This is a genomic window from Mesoterricola sediminis, assembly GCF_030295425.1.
Taxonomy (GTDB): domain Bacteria; phylum Acidobacteriota; class Holophagae; order Holophagales; family Holophagaceae; genus Mesoterricola; species Mesoterricola sediminis.
In genome coordinates this window covers 4,380,259-4,396,794 of sequence record NZ_AP027081.1, presented here as the reverse complement: position 1 = coordinate 4,396,794, position 16,536 = coordinate 4,380,259, and the positions used below count along the sequence as shown (strand labels likewise).

14 protein-coding genes are annotated in these 16,536 nt (G+C 73.0%); all 14 read right to left on the bottom strand.

Going from position 1 to position 16,536, the window contains the following annotated elements:
• Positions 1-34: 34 nt before the first annotated feature.
• Positions 35-3,316, bottom strand: a complete 3,282-nt coding sequence (ygfK, locus tag R2J75_RS19170) for a putative selenate reductase subunit YgfK (RefSeq protein WP_316410815.1) — start codon at positions 3,314-3,316, stop codon at positions 35-37.
• A 39-nt stretch (positions 3,317-3,355) separates the two neighbouring features.
• On the bottom strand, positions 3,356-4,906 hold the full coding sequence (locus R2J75_RS19165) for a M20/M25/M40 family metallo-hydrolase (RefSeq protein WP_243333400.1): 1,551 nt from the start codon (positions 4,904-4,906) through the stop codon (positions 3,356-3,358).
• Positions 4,907-5,121: 215 nt separating this feature from the next.
• Positions 5,122-5,916, bottom strand: coding sequence for a CPBP family glutamic-type intramembrane protease (locus R2J75_RS19160; protein WP_243333402.1), 795 nt, complete (start codon positions 5,914-5,916; stop codon positions 5,122-5,124).
• A gap of 49 nt (positions 5,917-5,965) precedes the next feature.
• Complete coding sequence (locus R2J75_RS19155) at positions 5,966-7,504, bottom strand: acyl-CoA carboxylase subunit beta (protein ID WP_243333403.1); 1,539 nt, start codon at positions 7,502-7,504, stop codon at positions 5,966-5,968.
• Positions 7,504-7,740, bottom strand: coding sequence for a hypothetical protein (locus R2J75_RS19150; protein ID WP_243333404.1), 237 nt, complete (start codon positions 7,738-7,740; stop codon positions 7,504-7,506). Before R2J75_RS19150 ends, R2J75_RS19155 begins: the two co-directional genes overlap by 1 nt.
• An 81-nt stretch (positions 7,741-7,821) precedes the next feature.
• A complete protein-coding gene (locus R2J75_RS19145) occupies positions 7,822-8,304 on the bottom strand; it encodes a DinB family protein (RefSeq protein ID WP_316410814.1) in 483 nt (160 codons plus the stop codon).
• Positions 8,305-8,365: 61 nt separating this feature from the next.
• Positions 8,366-8,959, bottom strand: a complete 594-nt coding sequence (yedF, locus tag R2J75_RS19140; protein ID WP_243333409.1) for a sulfurtransferase-like selenium metabolism protein YedF — start codon at positions 8,957-8,959, stop codon at positions 8,366-8,368.
• On the bottom strand, positions 8,943-9,188 hold the full coding sequence (locus R2J75_RS19135) for a DUF3343 domain-containing protein (protein ID WP_243333411.1): 246 nt from the start codon (positions 9,186-9,188) through the stop codon (positions 8,943-8,945). Before R2J75_RS19135 ends, yedF begins: the two co-directional genes overlap by 17 nt.
• A 2-nt stretch (positions 9,189-9,190) precedes the next feature.
• Positions 9,191-10,210 (bottom strand): selenide, water dikinase SelD, encoded by a 1,020-nt coding sequence (selD, locus tag R2J75_RS19130; protein WP_316410813.1) that lies wholly within the window; start codon positions 10,208-10,210, stop codon positions 9,191-9,193.
• Complete coding sequence (locus R2J75_RS19125) at positions 10,207-11,325, bottom strand: aminotransferase class V-fold PLP-dependent enzyme (protein WP_243346687.1); 1,119 nt, start codon at positions 11,323-11,325, stop codon at positions 10,207-10,209. Before R2J75_RS19125 ends, selD begins: the two co-directional genes overlap by 4 nt.
• Positions 11,322-12,119, bottom strand: coding sequence for a selenium-dependent molybdenum cofactor biosynthesis protein YqeB (gene yqeB, locus R2J75_RS19120; RefSeq protein ID WP_316410812.1), 798 nt, complete (start codon positions 12,117-12,119; stop codon positions 11,322-11,324). Before yqeB ends, R2J75_RS19125 begins: the two co-directional genes overlap by 4 nt.
• Positions 12,116-12,871 carry a selenium cofactor biosynthesis protein YqeC gene (gene yqeC, locus R2J75_RS19115; protein WP_243333418.1) on the bottom strand — a complete coding sequence of 252 codons (756 nt, stop codon included), beginning with the start codon at positions 12,869-12,871 and terminating at the stop codon, positions 12,116-12,118. Before yqeC ends, yqeB begins: the two co-directional genes overlap by 4 nt.
• Complete coding sequence (locus R2J75_RS19110; RefSeq protein WP_243333420.1) at positions 12,868-13,908, bottom strand: XdhC family protein; 1,041 nt, start codon at positions 13,906-13,908, stop codon at positions 12,868-12,870. The genes yqeC and R2J75_RS19110 overlap by 4 nt, the downstream gene beginning before the upstream one ends.
• Positions 13,905-16,469, bottom strand: coding sequence for a selenium-dependent xanthine dehydrogenase (xdh, locus tag R2J75_RS19105; RefSeq protein ID WP_316410811.1), 2,565 nt, complete (start codon positions 16,467-16,469; stop codon positions 13,905-13,907). The genes R2J75_RS19110 and xdh overlap by 4 nt, the downstream gene beginning before the upstream one ends.
• Between the last annotated feature and the right edge of the window lie 67 nt (positions 16,470-16,536).

Here is a 16,536-nt window from a genome sequence, read left to right as displayed (position 1 = left end):
AATAAAAAATTTTCACATCCAGGAAAATTTTTATTTATTGCCCGGGCAGTTCGGGTTGGGCGTAGAGCAGCGCGAGCATCTGGCCGCATTCCGCCAGGTCCGCCTGCTGGCCTTCGGCGAGGGGCCCCACGGCTTCGACCTCGATCAGCTCCCACCCCGGCGCCTTGAAGCGGGCGTGGAGCAGGGGCGAGCGGTAGTCGGCGAGGCCCTGGGCCACCGTGAGGGTGTGTTCGACGCCGCCCAGACGGGCATGGAGCCTGACACCGCCGTCCAGGGGCTCGAACCTGAAGGCGTCGGCCGGGGATTCCCGGTAGCCCGCCGCGTCGATCCAGAACTGGGGCTTGTCGCGGTAGGGGGCCCCGGCGGCGGGGCAGAAGGTGTCGCAGTTGCCGCACGCGTTGCAGAAGTCCCCGATGTTGCAGGTCTGGACCGGCTGGGCGACCTCGAAGACCCAGGAACCCTCGGCGACGAGGCGGCCCTCCCGCGCGACCAGGCTGGGCAGGCGCAGGCTGAAGGGCTCGACGGCGTAGGCCACGTTGGCGCGGTTGGGGCACACGGTGACGCAGAGGCTGCAGAGATCGTCGCAGTCCAGGCAGCGGCTGGCCTCGAGGGCGGCGGCCTCGGCGCCGAAGGCCTGGATGACCTCCGCGAAGCCCTCCCGCTCCGTCACGGGCAGGACGGGCACGGTCTGCGGCCGGGTGACGCGGCTCTTCTTCTCCATGGCCCGGGCCGCAGGATTGCCCTTGTCCAGGGCGGGCTCGGGGGCGGGGACGAGGCCGTGGCGGCGGCCGATGGCCTCGGCTGCGGCGCGGCCGTCGGCGATGGCCTGGATGACGGAGGCGGGACCGTGGACGGCGTCGCCGCCCGCGAAGAGGCCGGGGACGCTGGTCTCCCGGGTGCGGGGGTCGGCCTCGAGGGAGCCGTCCCGGCGCCGCCGGACATCGAGGCCCTCCAGGAAGTCCAGCACGGGCTCCTGGCTGATGGCGGGAATGATCGTGTCGGCGGGGAGGGTGACGAAGGCGCCCTCCACGGGCACGGGCCGGGGCCGGCCGGAGGCGTCCCGCTCGCCCAGCGCCATGCGCTGGCAGACGAGGCCGGTGGCCCGGCCGTCCCGCGTCTCGACCTCGACGGGGGCGAGGAGGTCCCGCAGGCCGATGCCTTCGAGGACGCAGTCCTCCACCTCGGCGGGATCGGCGGGCATCTGGGCCCGGGTGCGCCGGTAGACGAGGTCCACCGCGCCCTCGCCGGCAAGGCGGCGGGCGCTGCGGGCGGCGTCCATGGCGGAGTTGCCGCCGCCGATGACGAGCACGTTGCGGCCCAGGTCCAGGGACGCGCCCGACCGGACCTTGTCCAGGAAGACCAGGGCGTCCATGACGCCGGCGGCGTCCTCGCCGGGGATGCCCAGGCGCTTCCCGCGCTGGGCGCCGACGCCGAGGAACACGTAGGGGAAGTCGCGGCGCAGGCCGGCCAGGGTGAGGTCCCGGCCCAGGGCCTGCCCGAAGCGGATCTCCACGCCCAGGGCGCGCAGCCGGTCCAGGTCCGCCTCCAGGGTCTCGCGGGTCAGGCGGTAGCCGGGGATGACCCCGCTCACCATGCCCCCGGGCTCGGAGCGGGCTTCGAACACGACGGGCCTGAAGCCCATCCGGGCGAGGAAGTAGGCCGCGGAGAGCCCGGCGGGGCCGGCCCCGACGACGGCGACCTGGATCCCGTTGGAGGGTCCGGGCTGGGGCTTCTCCGGGGTCGCGTTCTCGAAGGCGAAGCGCTTGATCTCGCGGATCGCCAGGGGGGAGTCGTAGAAGTTGCGGACGCAGCGCTCCGTGCACACGTGGTCGCAGACGCTGCCGGTGACGCCGGGCTGCGGGTTGGTGCGGAGGATGACCTCCATGGCCTCCCCGGGCCGGCCGTGGGCCACGAGCCACATGTAGTCGGGGATGTTCTGGTGAGTGGGGCAGGCGTCGGCGCAGGGCGCCGCGACGCAGTCGAAGGACCCCAGGGGGCGGTCCCCCTTGAAGACCAGGGGCCTGGCCCGGCGCGTGTAGGCGTCGTCCCCGGCCGCGCGGATGGCGTGGCGGGCCAGATTGAAGCGGGGGCCGTGGCCGCCCGAGACCGCCTGGGCGAAGGCGTCCAGGTCCCGGGCGCCGGTGGAGGCCATGGCCTCCTCCAGGTTGACCAGGTACTGCTGGAGCCGCGCGTAGCCGCCGGGCTTGAGCAGGTCCGTGCACACGGTGACGGGCCCGAGGCCGTCGGCGACGAGGTCGGGGAAGTTGCTGGCGTTGGCGCCGCCGCAGAAGCTGATGGGCACCTGCCCGTCGAGCTCCTCGGTCACCAGGTGGGCCAGGGTCAGGGTGAGCGGGTGGAGGCTCCGGCCCGACATGTACATCATCTTCTCCGCGGCGGGGAAGACGGGCCGGTGGTTCACCACCTCGAGGGTGTTGCTGAGCTTGAGACCGAAGGCGTTGGGACGGCCCTCGGCGGTGCGGGCCAGGCTGCGGACCATGGCCATGGCGTCGTCGAACTTGGGGTCGTGGCCGAAGGCCTCGTCGGGCACCTCGATGTCGAAGCCCAGGGTGTCGTTGAGGATCCCGCGCAGGCGCTCGGGGCCGAGCAGGGTGGGGTTCAGCTTCACCCAGGTGTCCACGCCCAGGTCCTTGATCAGGAAGGCCGCGATCCGCTCGATCTCGACGGGCGGGCACCCGTGCATGGTGGACAGGGTGATGTGGTTGGAGAGCTGGCGGGGGATGGCCAGGTCGCGCACGGCGGGATAGGCCTTGGCGACCCGCTCCACGGCGGCGTCGAGGGCCGGCCCCGCGTCCCGCATGCGGGCGATGAAGGCCTGCACCCGGTCGCTCTGGATGCCTTCCAGGTTGTAGCCGACGCTCATGGCGAAGTGGGTGCCCGGCTCGACCCCCAGGCGGTGGGCGAGGGCGTGGACGAGGACCCAGGCGTTCAGGTACTCCTCGAAGCTCTGCTCCAGCTTGAGTTCCTGGCTCCACTCGCAGTTGTAGGTCTCGTCGGCGCTGTCGATGCAGGGCCGGCTGATGGTGAGCTCGTCCAGGATCTGGACGGTCTTCAGTTCGATGAACCGGGCGCCGCACAGCCAGCTGGCCACGATGTTCTGGGCCAGCTGGGTGTGGGGACCCGCGGCCACCCCCAGGGGGGCGGCCACGGTGTGCCCGAGGACGCGCGCCGCCATCCGGGGGGTCGGCAGCTGGATGTTGGCCTTGGGAATCCCGAGGACGGTCTCGCGGGCGTCGAGGTCCCGGAAGATCCAGGACGCGAGCCGTTCGAGGTCGATGGGGCGGAACGCTTTTTCCATGTGAAACCTGTCTGCCTTGGGATTCCGGGGCCGGGGCCGCTACTTGGCCGCGTAGACGGTGGGGAAGCGGGCGAGGAAGGCCGCGGCGTGCTGCAGCTCGCGCTCGTCGATGCACTCCCCGATCTTGTGGGTGTTCTGCTCGATGCCGGGGCCGAAGCCGATCATGGCGGGGTGCTTGTACACCTCGTTCACCACCCAGTTCTTGCGGGCCGCGCCGGGGATGGCCGCGTCCTTGGGGACGGGGAAGCCCACGCCGTCGGTGGAGAAGACCCAGCGGTCGACGCGGGGCGCCTTGGTGATGCAGCCGCCGGTGCCGATCTGGCCGTCCACGTGGGGGGTGATGACCTTCTCGTAGGCCTCCACGGCGGCCTGGACCGCGGGGTGCTCCTCGGGGGTGAGCCAGCCCAGGTAGACCTGGGGGTTGTTGAGGACGTAGCCCTTCCAGCTGGCCTCGGTGTAGGTGGGGATGGAGACGTCCACCTGGAGGCCCGCGGCGCGCGCGGCCGCGACGGCGTCCAGCGCCTCCACGTCGGCGCAGGACTGCTCGGGGGTCTCGCCGATGGTCAGGCGGCGGTCGAAGCGGAACGTGAACTTCTCGGGGACGGCGCAGTCGCTGGGCGTGTCGAGGCGGGCCCAGCTGGCGGTGCGGGTGCCGTGGCCGAGGAACTTGTCGTCCTTGAAGCCGATGCGCTTGTCGTACTTCTCCGCGGCCTCCTTGACGATGGCGCCGCCGAACTCCAGGGGGTTCTTGCCCTCCCAGGGCATGGAGCCGTGGCAGGACTTGCCGGTGACGGTGACCTCGATCTGCATGCGGCCGCGCTGGCCGCGGTAGATGCCGAGGGCGCCGTTCTTGGAGCAGCCGGTGCCGTCGGTGAGGATCACGACGTCCGGGACCAGCTCGGGGGCGGCGGTGGGGAAGACCTTCCGGACGAGGTACATCGGGCCGGCGCCGTCGTTGTCCTCCTCGCAGGCCGTGCCGTAGGAGCGCACGATGACGCCCTTCAGCGCGCCCTCGCCCTCGAGCTCCAGGAGGATCTTGGTGGCGATGGCGGCGGCGACGACGCCGCCCAGCTGGTCCGCGGAGCCGCGGCCGAAGATGAGGCGGTTCCATTCGCTTTCGGGAGGCAGGTAGCCCAGCTCCTTCTTCAGGAAGGCCTTGTTGACCTTCCCGGCGTCGATGAGGCCGTCGAAGCAGTCGACGCCGCCCACCTTCTCGCGCCACTGGGCGCGCAGGGGCTTCACGGTGTCGGTGTGGCCGTCGATGAAGATCACCTTCTTGTCGGCGGGGGCGATGCCGTCGTTGGGATCGTCCACCCACCAGACCAGGTTGCCGAACTCGTCGAAGAAGGCGTCCTCGTCCCGGCGCACGGCCTTGATCGCCACGATCTTCTTCCGGAGGTAGTCCAGGCGGGGGAACTCGTGGTTGGAGGTGCCGCAGGCCGGGTCACCGCCCTGGTCGGCGGGCTTGTCGACGTAATCGGCGGGGATGCGGATGGCTTCCTTGAGCATCTCGGCGGCCAGCGGGAGATACTTCTCCGCCAGTTCGGCGATGCGCGCGTCGAGCGAGGTCAAGACGCCTGAGTTGGACATGGGTCCTCCGGAGGGAATGGAGCGGTTGGGCGGCGCACCTGCCGGCCTTCCGGCGTGGATGAGGAAAGCCCGGACGGCGGGCCTGGCGGGTCCCGCGGCGCCCGCAGGCCGGGCTCGGGGTGGGATTTCAAACGAAGCTGGCGCGGACAACCATCATGGTGAGATAAAAGGACCCCGGGATCAATAAAAAATTTTCATTCAAGAAAAATTTTTGACTATGACGCAAGCGCCTGGTTGCAGACGGCTTTTCGGGCACGCGCCACCAGGACACAAGCTGCCAAACAGGCAATGGTGCAGAGCACGCTCCCCTCCAGGCCGAAGCCCCCTCCGGTGAGCCAGGCGGGCTTGGGCTGGAGGCGGGGCAGGAGCAGGCCGGCCGCGTCCTGGCCGCTCACGGCGAAGCCGAGCAGGGGCCCCTGGGCCCAGTTCCAGCCCAGGTGGATGCCGATGGGCATGGCCAGGCTGCCGGTGCGCAGGTAGGCCAGGCCCAGGAGGAGCCCGGCCAGGCCGATGTTCACCAGGGGCAGCCAGGTCGCGCCGGGGGCCAGGTTGGGGTTGGCCCGGTGATCCAGGGCGAAGAGGGCGCTGAGCAGGAGGAGGGCCGGCCATCGTCCCAGCCGGCGGAGCACCCGCTGGAAGCTGTAGCCGCGGTAGGTCAGTTCCTCGTTGATGCCCGGCACGAGGAGGAAGAGGAGGCCCCCCGCGACCGCGCCGGGGCTGGCCCCGGCGTTGAAGGCGGGCCGGCAGCCCCCCGCCGCCCAGAGCAGGAGGGCCGACGCGCCGATGACCCCCGCCCCGATGCCCAGGCCCGCGCCCAGGGACCGGAACCAGGGCCGCCCGAGGGCCAGACCCAGGGAGGCCAGCTTCCGGCCCTCCAGGGCGAGGAAGAGGCGCGACAGGAGCAGCAGGAGGACGAGCAGGACGAGGGGCCAGGCCGGCCGGAAACCGGGGACCAGGAGCACGGCCAGGCCGAAGGCGAGACGCGCCGACGCCTGGAACAGCAGGGCCATCCCGAGATCCGGGAGGAGGCTCCGCTGCCCAGGCGCCTGGGGATCCATGCTACAGGGGGATGTTGCCGTGCTTCTTGGGCGGCATCGATTCCCGCTTGCCCTCGAGCAGGTTCAGGGCCCGCAGGAGCTTCTTGCGGGTCTCGCGGGGCATGATCACCTCGTCCACGTAGCCGAGGCCCGCGGCCACGTAGGGGTTCGCGAACTTGTCGTTGTAGTCGGCCACGATCTCGGCGCGCTTGGCGACCGGGTCTTCCGCCTTCGCGATCTCCTTGGCGTAGAGGACGTTGGCGGCGCCGTCCGCACCCATCACGGCGATCTCGGCCGTGGGGTAGGCGAAGTTGAAGTCGGCGCGGATGTGCTTGGAGGCCATCACGATGTAGGCGCCGCCGTAGGCCTTGCGGGTGATGATGGTCAGCTTGGGGACGGTGGCCTCGCAGAAGGCGTAGAGGAGCTTGGCGCCGTTCTTGATCAGGCCGCCGTGCTCCTGGTTCACGCCCGGCAGGAAGCCCGGCACGTCCTCGAAGACGATGAGGGGGATGTTGAAGGCGTCGCAGAAGCGCACGAACCGGGCGCCCTTCTCGCTGGAGGCGATGTCCAGCACGCCCGCGAGGTGCGCGGGCTGGTTGGCCACGATGCCCACGCTGCGGCCCTCGAGGCGCGCGAAGCCGACGACGATGTTGCCCGCGTAGGCCTCCATGACCTCGAAGAAGTGCTCGTCGTCCACCACGCCCTTGATGATCTGGCGGACGTCGTAGGGCTTGCTGGGGTCCTCGGGGATGATGGCGTCCAGGGCCGGGTTCTCCAGCGGCATCTCCATGAGCGGGGCCCGGCGGGGGGCCTCCTGGAGGTTGTTGGACGGCAGGAAGCTGAGGAGCTCCCGGGTGTGGGCCATGGCGGCCAGGTCGGAGGGCACCACGAAGTGGGCCACGCCGGACTTGTAGCCGTGGGCCGAGGCCCCGCCCAGCTCCTCCTTGGTCACGTCCTCGTGGGTGACCGCCTTGATGACCTCGGGGCCGGTCACGAACATGTAGCTGGTGTTCCGCACCATCGTGATGAAGTCCGTGATGGCCGGGCTGTACACCGCGCCGCCGGCGCAGGGGCCCATGATCAGGGAGATCTGGGGGATGACGCCCGAGGCCATGGTGTTGCGGAGGAAGATCTCCGCGTAGCCGGCCAGGGAGTTGACGCCCTCCTGGATGCGGGCGCCGCCCGAATCGTTGAAGCCGATCACCGGGCAGCCCACTTTGAGGGCCATGTCCATGATCTTGCAGATCTTCCGGGCATGGGTCAGGGAGAGGGAGCCGCCGATGACGGTGAAGTCCTGGGCGAAGAGGGCCACGGGACGGCCATCCACCCGGCCGAAGCCGGTCACCACGCCGTCGCCGGGCATGGGCTCGGTGCCGGGGGTGGGGTTGAGGGCCAGGGCGTCCACCTCCTCGAAGGACCCTTCGTCCAGGAAGGCGGAAACGCGCTCGCGGGCGGTCAGCTTGCCGCCCTGGTGCTGCTTGTCGATGCGCGCGGCGCCGCCGCCCTTCATGGCCTCGGCGTAGCGCGATTGGAGGGTGTTGAACTTCTCCTGCAGGGACATCAATGCTCCTTGATCGGCTCAGGGGCGGAGAGGACGGATGCCTTGCGGAGGGGCACCACCGGCGCCTCCTGGTCGACCGACAGGTCGTCAGCGGCCTCCCAGCCCCCCGCGCCCCGTGGATCCTGGACCAGGATCACGGCCGGATGCAGCCGGAGGTCGGCGGGATCCGGGGCGGGAACGCCGGCGGGGCCGGCGGGGACGGCGGCGAGCAGCAAGGAAAGGCTGGGCCCGAGCATCGTTCCAACTCCAAAACACAAACCTGTCATTGTAACTTTCAGCAGCGTCCCCGGCCAATGTCTAATTGCTGCGAGCGCGTCTCAGGAGCAGGCCTGGAAGGCCTTGAGGGTCCGGTCGATCTGGCCCAGGTGGGTGGCGAGGTGGCCGTCGTAGATGGAGAGCCACTGTTCCAGGGTCACGTCGCCCCGCTGGGGGTGGCGCATGCACTGGGTCCAGGCGGCCTCGGGCAGGGCGCGAAGCTGGCGGGCGATCATTTCCCGGAGCAGGCGGAACAGGTCCAGGGCCTCCTCCACGGGCTGGGACCCCTCGTCCAGGGAGGCGGCCCAGGCGTCCTGGTCGTAGGCCTGCACGGGGTTGCCGGGCTCCGCGATGATGGTTCGCGCGCGGACGTAGGCGTGGATCTCGCTCTCGGCCAGGTGCAGCACGATGGAGCGGATGCTCCACTTGCCGGGCCCGGGGGAGAAGTCGAGGGCGGCGGCGGGCACGGCCTCCAGGGCCGCCGCGAGGCGCCGGGGACCGGTGGCGAAGGACATGAGCAGGGCGGCGCGGGCCTCGGGGTTCATGGGCACCTCCGCGTCCCTTGTACACCCGGAGGGACGGGGAGGAAAGGCGGGAGGGCCGGGCTCAGACCCGGACCGCCGGCCCCTGCAGGAGGTGGCCCGCGATCTCGTACATGTTGGTCACCCGGCCCACGGCGGGCGTGAGCTTGTAGAAGTCCAGGCAGGTGCCGCAGGCCAGGACCTCCACCCCCAGCTCCTCCAGGCGCCGGAGGCTGGCCAGGCTCTCGGAGCCATCCACGGCCAGCTTGACCCCGGCGTTCATGAGGATCACCCGGGCCGGGGGGAGCTCCGCCTCGGTGAGGGTGTAGAGGAACCCGCGCATGAGGAGCCGCCCCAGGGTCTCGTCGCCCTGGCCCACCGCGTCGGAGGCCACCAGGACCGTGGCCCCGCCGGCGGACGGCGCCGGGGCCGGCGCGGGGGCCTCCCCGGGGGCCCCGGCGGGGGTGAGGCGGATTCGGACCCAGCCGTCCTCCTCCGTGACCTCGGCGCCGACCTGGGCCCAGGCGGCGAACTTGAGGAGGTTCTCCCGGGCCGCCCCCGCGTCGGCGAGCACCTCCAGGGGGACCCGGCCGCGTTCCGCCAGGGCCTTCCGGACGAGGATCACCGGCTGGGGGCAGGCCAGGCCGCGGGTGTCGAGGGTCTCAGGGGCAGGGCTCATAGCGCCTCCGGGGATGGCCGGGACCGGGTTCGAGGACGCGCCAGAGGCGCTCCGGGCCCTGGGCGAGCAGGGGGGCCTCCGCCGACGCCTGGGCGAGCAGGCAGAACCCGCAGCTGCTGCGGATCTGGCGGGGGACGGGGATGAGTTCCACCTCCAGGCCCGCCGCCCTCAGGCGCGCCTCGGCGGCCAGGACGGCGTGGGTGGAGGGGAAGGTGGCCAGCAGGTCCATGGTCAGGCCAGGCGCACCGAGCCGGGTTCGCCCCCGGCTTCGCCCACGGCCCAGGCGGTGACGCCCGCGGCGCGCAGGGCGGCCAGGGCGTCGCCGGCCGCGGCCTCCGGCACCGCCGCCAGGAGGCCGCCGCTGGTCTGGGGGTCGAAGACCAGGTCCAGCAGGCCCTCCGGCGCCGTTCCCGCCAGGACGTGGCCGCGGCCCTCCCGGTTGCGGTAGGTGCCTTCGGGGACCAGCCCCATGGCGGCGTACTCGGCCACCCCGGGCAGGAAGGGCAGGGCGTCCGCATGGAGCACGACGCCGCAGCGGGGGCCCGCGGCCATCTCGGCGGCGTGGCCCGCCAGGCCGAAGCCCGTCACGTCGGTGCAGGCCTTCACGGGGAAGGCCGCGAGCACCTCGGCCGCCGCGCGGTTGAGGGTGGCCATGGACGCCTGGGAGGCCTCCACCGCCTCCGGCGAGGCGAGGCCGGCCCGCACGGCCATGTTCACGAGGCCCGTGCCCAGGGGCTTGGTGAGGAGGAGGGCGCAGCCCGGCTCGAGGGTGTTGTTCCGCCAGGCCCGGTCCGGATCCACGAGGCCCGTCACCGCGTAGCCCAGCTTCGGCTCCGCGTCCTCCACGCTGTGGCCGCCGAGGAGGGCGCACCCCGCCTCCACGAGGGCCTCCAGGCCGCCCTCCAGCATGGCCCGGAGCGGCTCCAGGCCCAGGGCCTTCAGGGGGTGGCACACCAGGGCGAGGGCGGTGACGGGCCGGCCCCCCATGGCGTAGACGTCGGACAGGGCGTTGGCCGCGGCGATGCGCCCGAAGAGGCGGGGATCGTCCACGATGGGCGGGAAGAAGTCCACGGTCTGGACGAGGGCGAGGCCCGGCGCGAGGCGGAACACCCCCGCGTCCTCCCCCCCGGCGAAGTCCGCCACCAGCCCGGGGTAGGCGGGCTGGGAGAGGCCGCAGAGGGCCTTGTCCAGGACGCCGGGGCCCAGCTTGGCCCCGCAGCCGGAAAATCGGGTGTGCTCGGTCAGCTTCATGCCAGGATCTCCGCCAGGGCCGCCAGGGCCGTTTCCAGGTCCGCGGGGGTCGTGAACCGCCCCGGGGAGAAGCGGAGGGTCCCCCCCGCCCCGAAGGTGCCCAGGCTCCGGTGCGCCGCCGGCGCGCAATGGAGGCCGGCCCGGGCGCAAATGCCCCGGCGGTCCAGGGCCAGGGCCACCTCGCCCAGGTCCCGGTCCGGCAGGGCCACGGAGACGACCGGGGCCCGGGGCGCCCGGGGCCCGGGGCCCACGAGGGCCGCCCCGGGCAGGGCCGCGAGGCCCTCCGCCAGCTGCGCGGCCAAGGCGCCTTCCGGGCCCGGCCCGGCTTCGGCCAGGTAGGTCACGGCCCGGGCGAGCCCGGCCAGGCCCGGCACATTGGGGGTGCCGGCCTCGTAGCGGTCGGGCAGCATCTCCGGCTGGGTCTCCAGCTCCGAGGCGCTCCCCGTGCCCCCCCGGAGGAGGGGCGGGGGCAGGACCCCGGGGCCGAGCGCCAGGCCGCCGGTGCCGCCGGGCCCCAGCAGGCCCTTGTGCCCCGGGAAGGCCAGGTAGGCGCAGCCGGTGGGCAGGGGCAGGTGCCCCGCCGCTTGGCTGGCATCCACGCAGAGGGGGACCCCGTGCCGGGCGCAGGCCGCGGCCACCTCCTCCACCGGTGGCAGGGCCCCCGTGACGTTGCTGGCGGCGGTGAGGACGAAAAGATCCGGACGGGCCTCCAGCGCCCCGGCCAGGGCGCCGGGATCCGGCCGGCCGCACGCGTCGAAGGGCACGACGAGCACCCGCGCGCCCAGGGTCGCCTCCAGGTGGCGCACGGGCCGCATCACCGCGTTGTGCTCGAGGGAGGAGACGGCGACCGTCCCGCCCGGGGGCACGGCGCCCAGGATGGCCAGGTTCAGGGCCTCCGTGGCGTTCTTGGTGAAGACGAGGCGGGCGGGGTCCGGCAGGCCCAGGAGCCGGGCGCAGGCCGTGCGCGCCCCGAAGACCGTGCGGGCGGCTTCCAGGGCCGGCCCGTGGGTGGCCCGGCCAGGGCTGCCCGCTCCCGAGGCCAGGCAGGCCGCCACCGCCTCCGGCACGCCCGGGGCCTTGGGGTGGCTGGTGGCGGCGTTGTCCAGGTAGATCACGGCGCCCCCAGCCTGAGCAGGGCCTCCAGCACCCCGCCCGCGATGGCCCGGGCCTTGTCGGAGATGGTGAAGCAGTGGGCGCGCACGCAGCGGGGATCCACGTCGGCGATCTTGAGCCCCCGGTGCGCTGGGTAGCCGGGGCGGATGAGGCCCCGGACCACCCCGTCGAGGGCGGAGGCCACCGGCTCGCCGCCGACCGTGAGGAGGGGGTCCCCCGCCCGGACCGTATCGCCGATGGCGCAGCAGGTTTCCACCCGGCCGTCCCGGGGCGCGTGCAGCACCCGCGTGGCGCCCTGGCCGGCGATCAGGCCGGGGATCCCGGTGTTGGGCTCCGCCTGGCCGGTGAGGAGCACCCGGCCCAGGTCGTGCCCGCGGTTGGTCTCCACCACCGCGTGGGCGTCCACCCCGGCCGTGAAGCCGGGGCCGAGGGCCACCACCAAGGGGGCCATGGCGAGGCGGGTCCCGAGGTTGCGCTTGGCGAGGATGGCGTCCACCAGGGCCGCGGGCCGCAGGGAATCCAGGCAGGCCAGGTCCGGGTCCACGAGCACGGGGACGGGGTCCCCCGGCGCCCAGGCCGCGGGCACCGCCGCGCAGCGCACGGCCCGGACCCCCTCCACCTCCGCCTCCCCCGCGTAGACGGCCTCGGACAGGGCCACGGTGCGGCGGATGGCGCTGGGCGCCGGGGTCTCGACGGCGACGACGCGGTAGCCGGCGTGGACCAGGCGCACGATGACCCCGGTGGCCAAGTCGCCCGCACCCCGCACCAGGACCAGGTCGCCGGGAATGCGTGTCATGGAACCTCCTCCAGCCAGACGATACCGCCATCCCCGGCTTCCAGCGACCCTAGGAGGACGGGGAGGGGGGCGAGGGCCCGGGCCCAGCGGCCCCCGGGCGGCGCGGCGCACCGGTCGGCCTGGTTCAGCACCAGCACCCGGTCCGGTCCCGCGCCCTTGAACAGGCCCTCCGGGTGGCGGACGAGGTTCGCCAGGTGGGTCGCCGTGATCGGGGCGCCGGGGGCGCACCCCGTCACGGCCGCGAAGCGGTCCGGGCGATGGACGGTCCCGGCGTCCAGGGGCCGGCCCAGGCAGCTGAGGCCCACCAGGCCCACCACGAGGCAGGGCCCCTCGGGCAGGCGGGGTTCGTGGGGGGCGGGGGCCTTGACCGGGAGGCGGCGGGAGCCGTCGGCCTCCACGAGCACCACGTCCCAGGCGGTCCGCAGGCGGGGGATCCAGGCGGGATGGACCCCGGCCACCTTGCGCGCCTCCCGGCCCGGGCCGGTGACCAGCAGCGCGGGGCGCCCCCCGGGGCGGGGCAGGGGGCCGCCGCCGCCGGCCTCCGCCAGTTCCGGCCGGACGAGGACGTCGTAGGGCAGGGGCCCGGGGCCCGGCTCGGCCAGGTGGGTCGTGGTGGTCATCAGGACGCTCCGCCCCGCCGCGCCCAGGGCCAGGCCCAGGGTCAGCATGGCCGTGGTCTTGCCGCCCCCGCCCACGAAGGCCACGGAGCCGCCCGCGGGGATCCGGGGCAGGAGGGCCCCGGCCAGGTTCACGGCTTCCCGCGGCGGGCCCTGCGCGCGGCCTGGATGGGCTCCAGGGCCGGGGCCCGGCGGCGGACGGCGATGAGTTCGCCCGCGATGGCCACCGCGAGCTCCTCCGGCGTCTCCGCCTCGATGTCGAGGCCGATGGGGGCGCACAGGGCGGCGATCCGGGCCGGGTCCAGGCCGTCGGCGAGGGCCTGGTCCAGCACGAGCCGCACCTTCCGGACGCTGCCCATGAAGCCGGCGTAGCGCCAGGGGCGCTTCAGCAGCGCGCGCACGCACTCCAGGTCGGAGAGATGCCCCCGGGACACCACGACCGCGTAGGTCGAGGCGTCGAAGGGGAAGGCCTCCACGATCTCCGTGAAGGTGCCGTGGGCCGCCGCCACGCCCGGGGGCAGGCGGTCCGCCTCCAGGAAGGCGCTCCGGTCGTCGCCCAGGGTCACGTCGAAGCAGAGCCCGGGGGCCAGCGCCGCCAGGGCGCGCCCCACGTGGCCCGCGCCCAGGATCAGGAGCTTCTCCCTGGGGAGCAGGGGCAGGAGATGCAGGTCCCCGCCGGCATCCGCCGCGGGGTGGCCGCACTCCAGGGCGCGCTGGGCCAGGTCCGGGTCCGCGCCGGGGTCGCCCCCGTGGATCCAGGTCCCGTCGGCGGCCATCACGTGCGTGGTGCCCGCGCCGATCCGGGTGGCCAGGAGCGCGCGCTCCCCCCGGGCGAGCCGGTCCAGGGCCGCCGCGAAGGGGGCGGGGTCCGAGGCGGGCTGGACCAGGATGCGGCTGGTGCCGCCGCAGACCATGTCGGGGCCCTGGGCGTCCTGGCCCTGCATGTCGATCTCCACCAGGCGGGGCCGGCCCTCGGCGGCGGCGGCCGCGGCCTCGGCCAGCACCCGGGCCTCGCCCCGGCCGCCGCCCACGGAGCCCGCGACGAGGCCTCCGGGACCCGCGATCATCATGGATCCCGCGTGCCGGGGCGCCGAGCCCTGGACCCGCACCACGGTGCTGAGGGAGCGGCCCGGGCCGCCCTCGGCGAGGATCCGGACCAGTTCCTGGCTCATCCCTTCTTCCGGCTGTAGGGGGTCCCGGCCAGGGGCAGGTCCGTGCGGAACCCGCCGTCCCGAAGGAGGTAGGCGCAGGCGACCGCCGGGGCCGTGGGGATCGTGGTGATCTCGCCCAGGCCCTTGGCTCCGTAGGCCAGGTCCGAGGGGTTCTTCTCGACGATGACCGGCTCGATGGGCGGCACCTGGGCGGCCTTGAAGAGGCCGAGGGTGCCGTACTTCACCTGGGGCTCGCCGTCCTTCAGGGGGAAGTCCTCCGTCAGGGCGTAGCCCAGGCCCATGACCACGCCGCCCTCGATCTGGGCCTCCACCTGGGCCGGGTTCACGGCCCGGCCCACGTCGTGGGCCGCGACGACCTTCTCCAGCCGGCCCTCGGCGTCCAGGAGCACCACCTGGGTGGCGAAGGAGTAGGCGACATGGCTGACCGGGTTGGGCTTGTCGGACCCGAAGGGATCCGTGACGCCCGAATACTCCCGGTAGTACTCGCGGCCCTCCAGGTCGGCGAGGGTGGCCGTGGCCAGGTCCCGCTTCAGGTCCTCGGCCGCGAGGCGGGCGGCCTCGCCGTTGAACACGGTCTGGCGGCTGGCGGTGGTGGTCCCGCCGTTGGGGGAGGTGCTCGTGTCGGGCACCGCCACCTCGATCTGGCCCCAGCCCAGGCCCGAGGCGTCGGCCACGTACTGCATGAGCACGGAGGCCAGGCCCTGGCCGATGCAGGCGGCGCTGGTGTAGATGACGGCCTTGCCGCCCTTCACGCGGATGCGCACCCGGCCCACGTCCGAGAGCCCGACGCCGATGCCGGCGTTCTTCATGGCGCTGGCGACCCCGGCGTCGGGGCGCGCCTCGCAGAGGTCCTTCACGGCCAGGAGGGTCTCCTTGAAGGCCGTGCCCGCGTCGCAGATCTGCCCGTTGGGGAGGACGTCGCCGGGCTCGACCGCGTTCAGCCAGCGGATCTGCCAGGGGGTGAGGCCCACCTTCCCGGCGAGCTCGTTGATGCAGCTCTCCATGGCGAAGCAGGACTGGGTCACGCCGAAGCCGCGGAAGGCGCCCCCCGGCGGGTTGTTGGTGTAGACCCCGGTGCCCACGATGTCGATGTTGGGGATCCGGTAGGGGCCCGCCGCGTGGGTGCAGGCGCGCTGGAGCACGGGGCCGCCGAGGCTCGCGTAGGCGCCGGTGTCCTCCAGGAGCTCCGCCTTCACGGCCGTGATGCGCCCTTCGGCGTCCGCGGCCACCGTGTAGGCCATCTCGAACGCGTGCCGCTTGGGGTGGACCTTGATGGACTCCTGGCGGGCCAGGGTCACCTTGACGGGCCTGCCCGTGGCGTTGGCCAGGAGGGCGGCGTGGTGCTGGACGATCAGGTCCTCCTTGCCGCCGAAGCCGCCGCCCACGTAGGCGCTGACGACCTTGACCTTCTCGGGCGGGACGCCCAGGACGCCGACGATGCCCTTGTGGTCGTCGTAGATGCTCTGGGTGCCCGTGTACAACGTCATGGTCCCGTCCTCGCCGGGCACGGCCAGGGCGCTCTCGGGCTCCATGAAGGCGTGCTCCGTCTCGGGCGTGGTGAAGGTGTGGCGGATGACGTGGGCGGCCTCCGCGATGGCCTTCTCCGGGTCGCCGCGGCGCAGGACCGTCCGCGCCAGGAGGTTGCCCTTGGGGTGCAGCCGGGGCGCGTCGTCCAGCAGGGCCTTCCGGGGATCCACGAGGGGCGGGAGGACCTCGCAGTCCAGCTTGATCTTCTTGACCGCCTCGCGGGCGATGGCCCGGCTCTCGGCCGCCACCAGGGCGAGGGCGTCGCCCACGTAGCGGGTCTCCTCGCCCACGGCGATCATGGCGGGCCAGTCGTGGATGATGTGGCCCTGGTGGCGATCGCCGGGCACGTCCGCGGCCGTGATCACCTTGACGACCCCCGGCATGGCCAGCGCCTCCGAGGCGTCGATGCCCAGCACCTTGACCCGGGCCTTGGGGGGCCGGAGCACGGCGCCGTGCAGCATGCCCGGCACCTTCATGTCGTCCACGTACTTGCCCTCGCCCAGGGCCTTCTCCCGGGCGTCGGTGCGGCAGATGCGCTCGCCCACGGCCAGCTGCGTCTCCTCCCCGGAGGGGACCGGCGCGCCCTCGCGGAGCATGCGCCCGGCGTCCAGGACGGCCTTCTCGATCTTCACGTAGCCGGTGCAGCGGCAGACGTTCAGGCCCAGCGCCTTGGAGATCTCCTCGGGGCGCGGGTCCGGATTGGCGTCGAGGATGGCCTTCGTGCTGATGACCATGCCCGGCATGCAGAAGCCGCACTGCACGGCCCCGGCGTTGGCGTACGACCAGGAGAAGACGTCCTTCTCCCGGTCGGTGAGGCCTTCGACGGTGACCACCTTGCGGCCTTCCAGCTTGGCGGTGTTGAAGAGGCAGGCCCGCGAGGCCTTGCCGTCCAGGAGGACCATGCAGGCGCCGCAGGCCCCCTCGGAGCAGCCGTTCTTCACCGACGTGATGTCCAGCTCCTCCCGGAGGAAATCCAGGAGGTTCATATCACGGGACGTCTCTACTGTCCGGCCGTTGACCTGGAACGTGGCCATCGTGACACCTTTCAAATGGGGGCAACCGGCAGACAGGTTACCGCATCATTGAAATAATTTGTCGGTC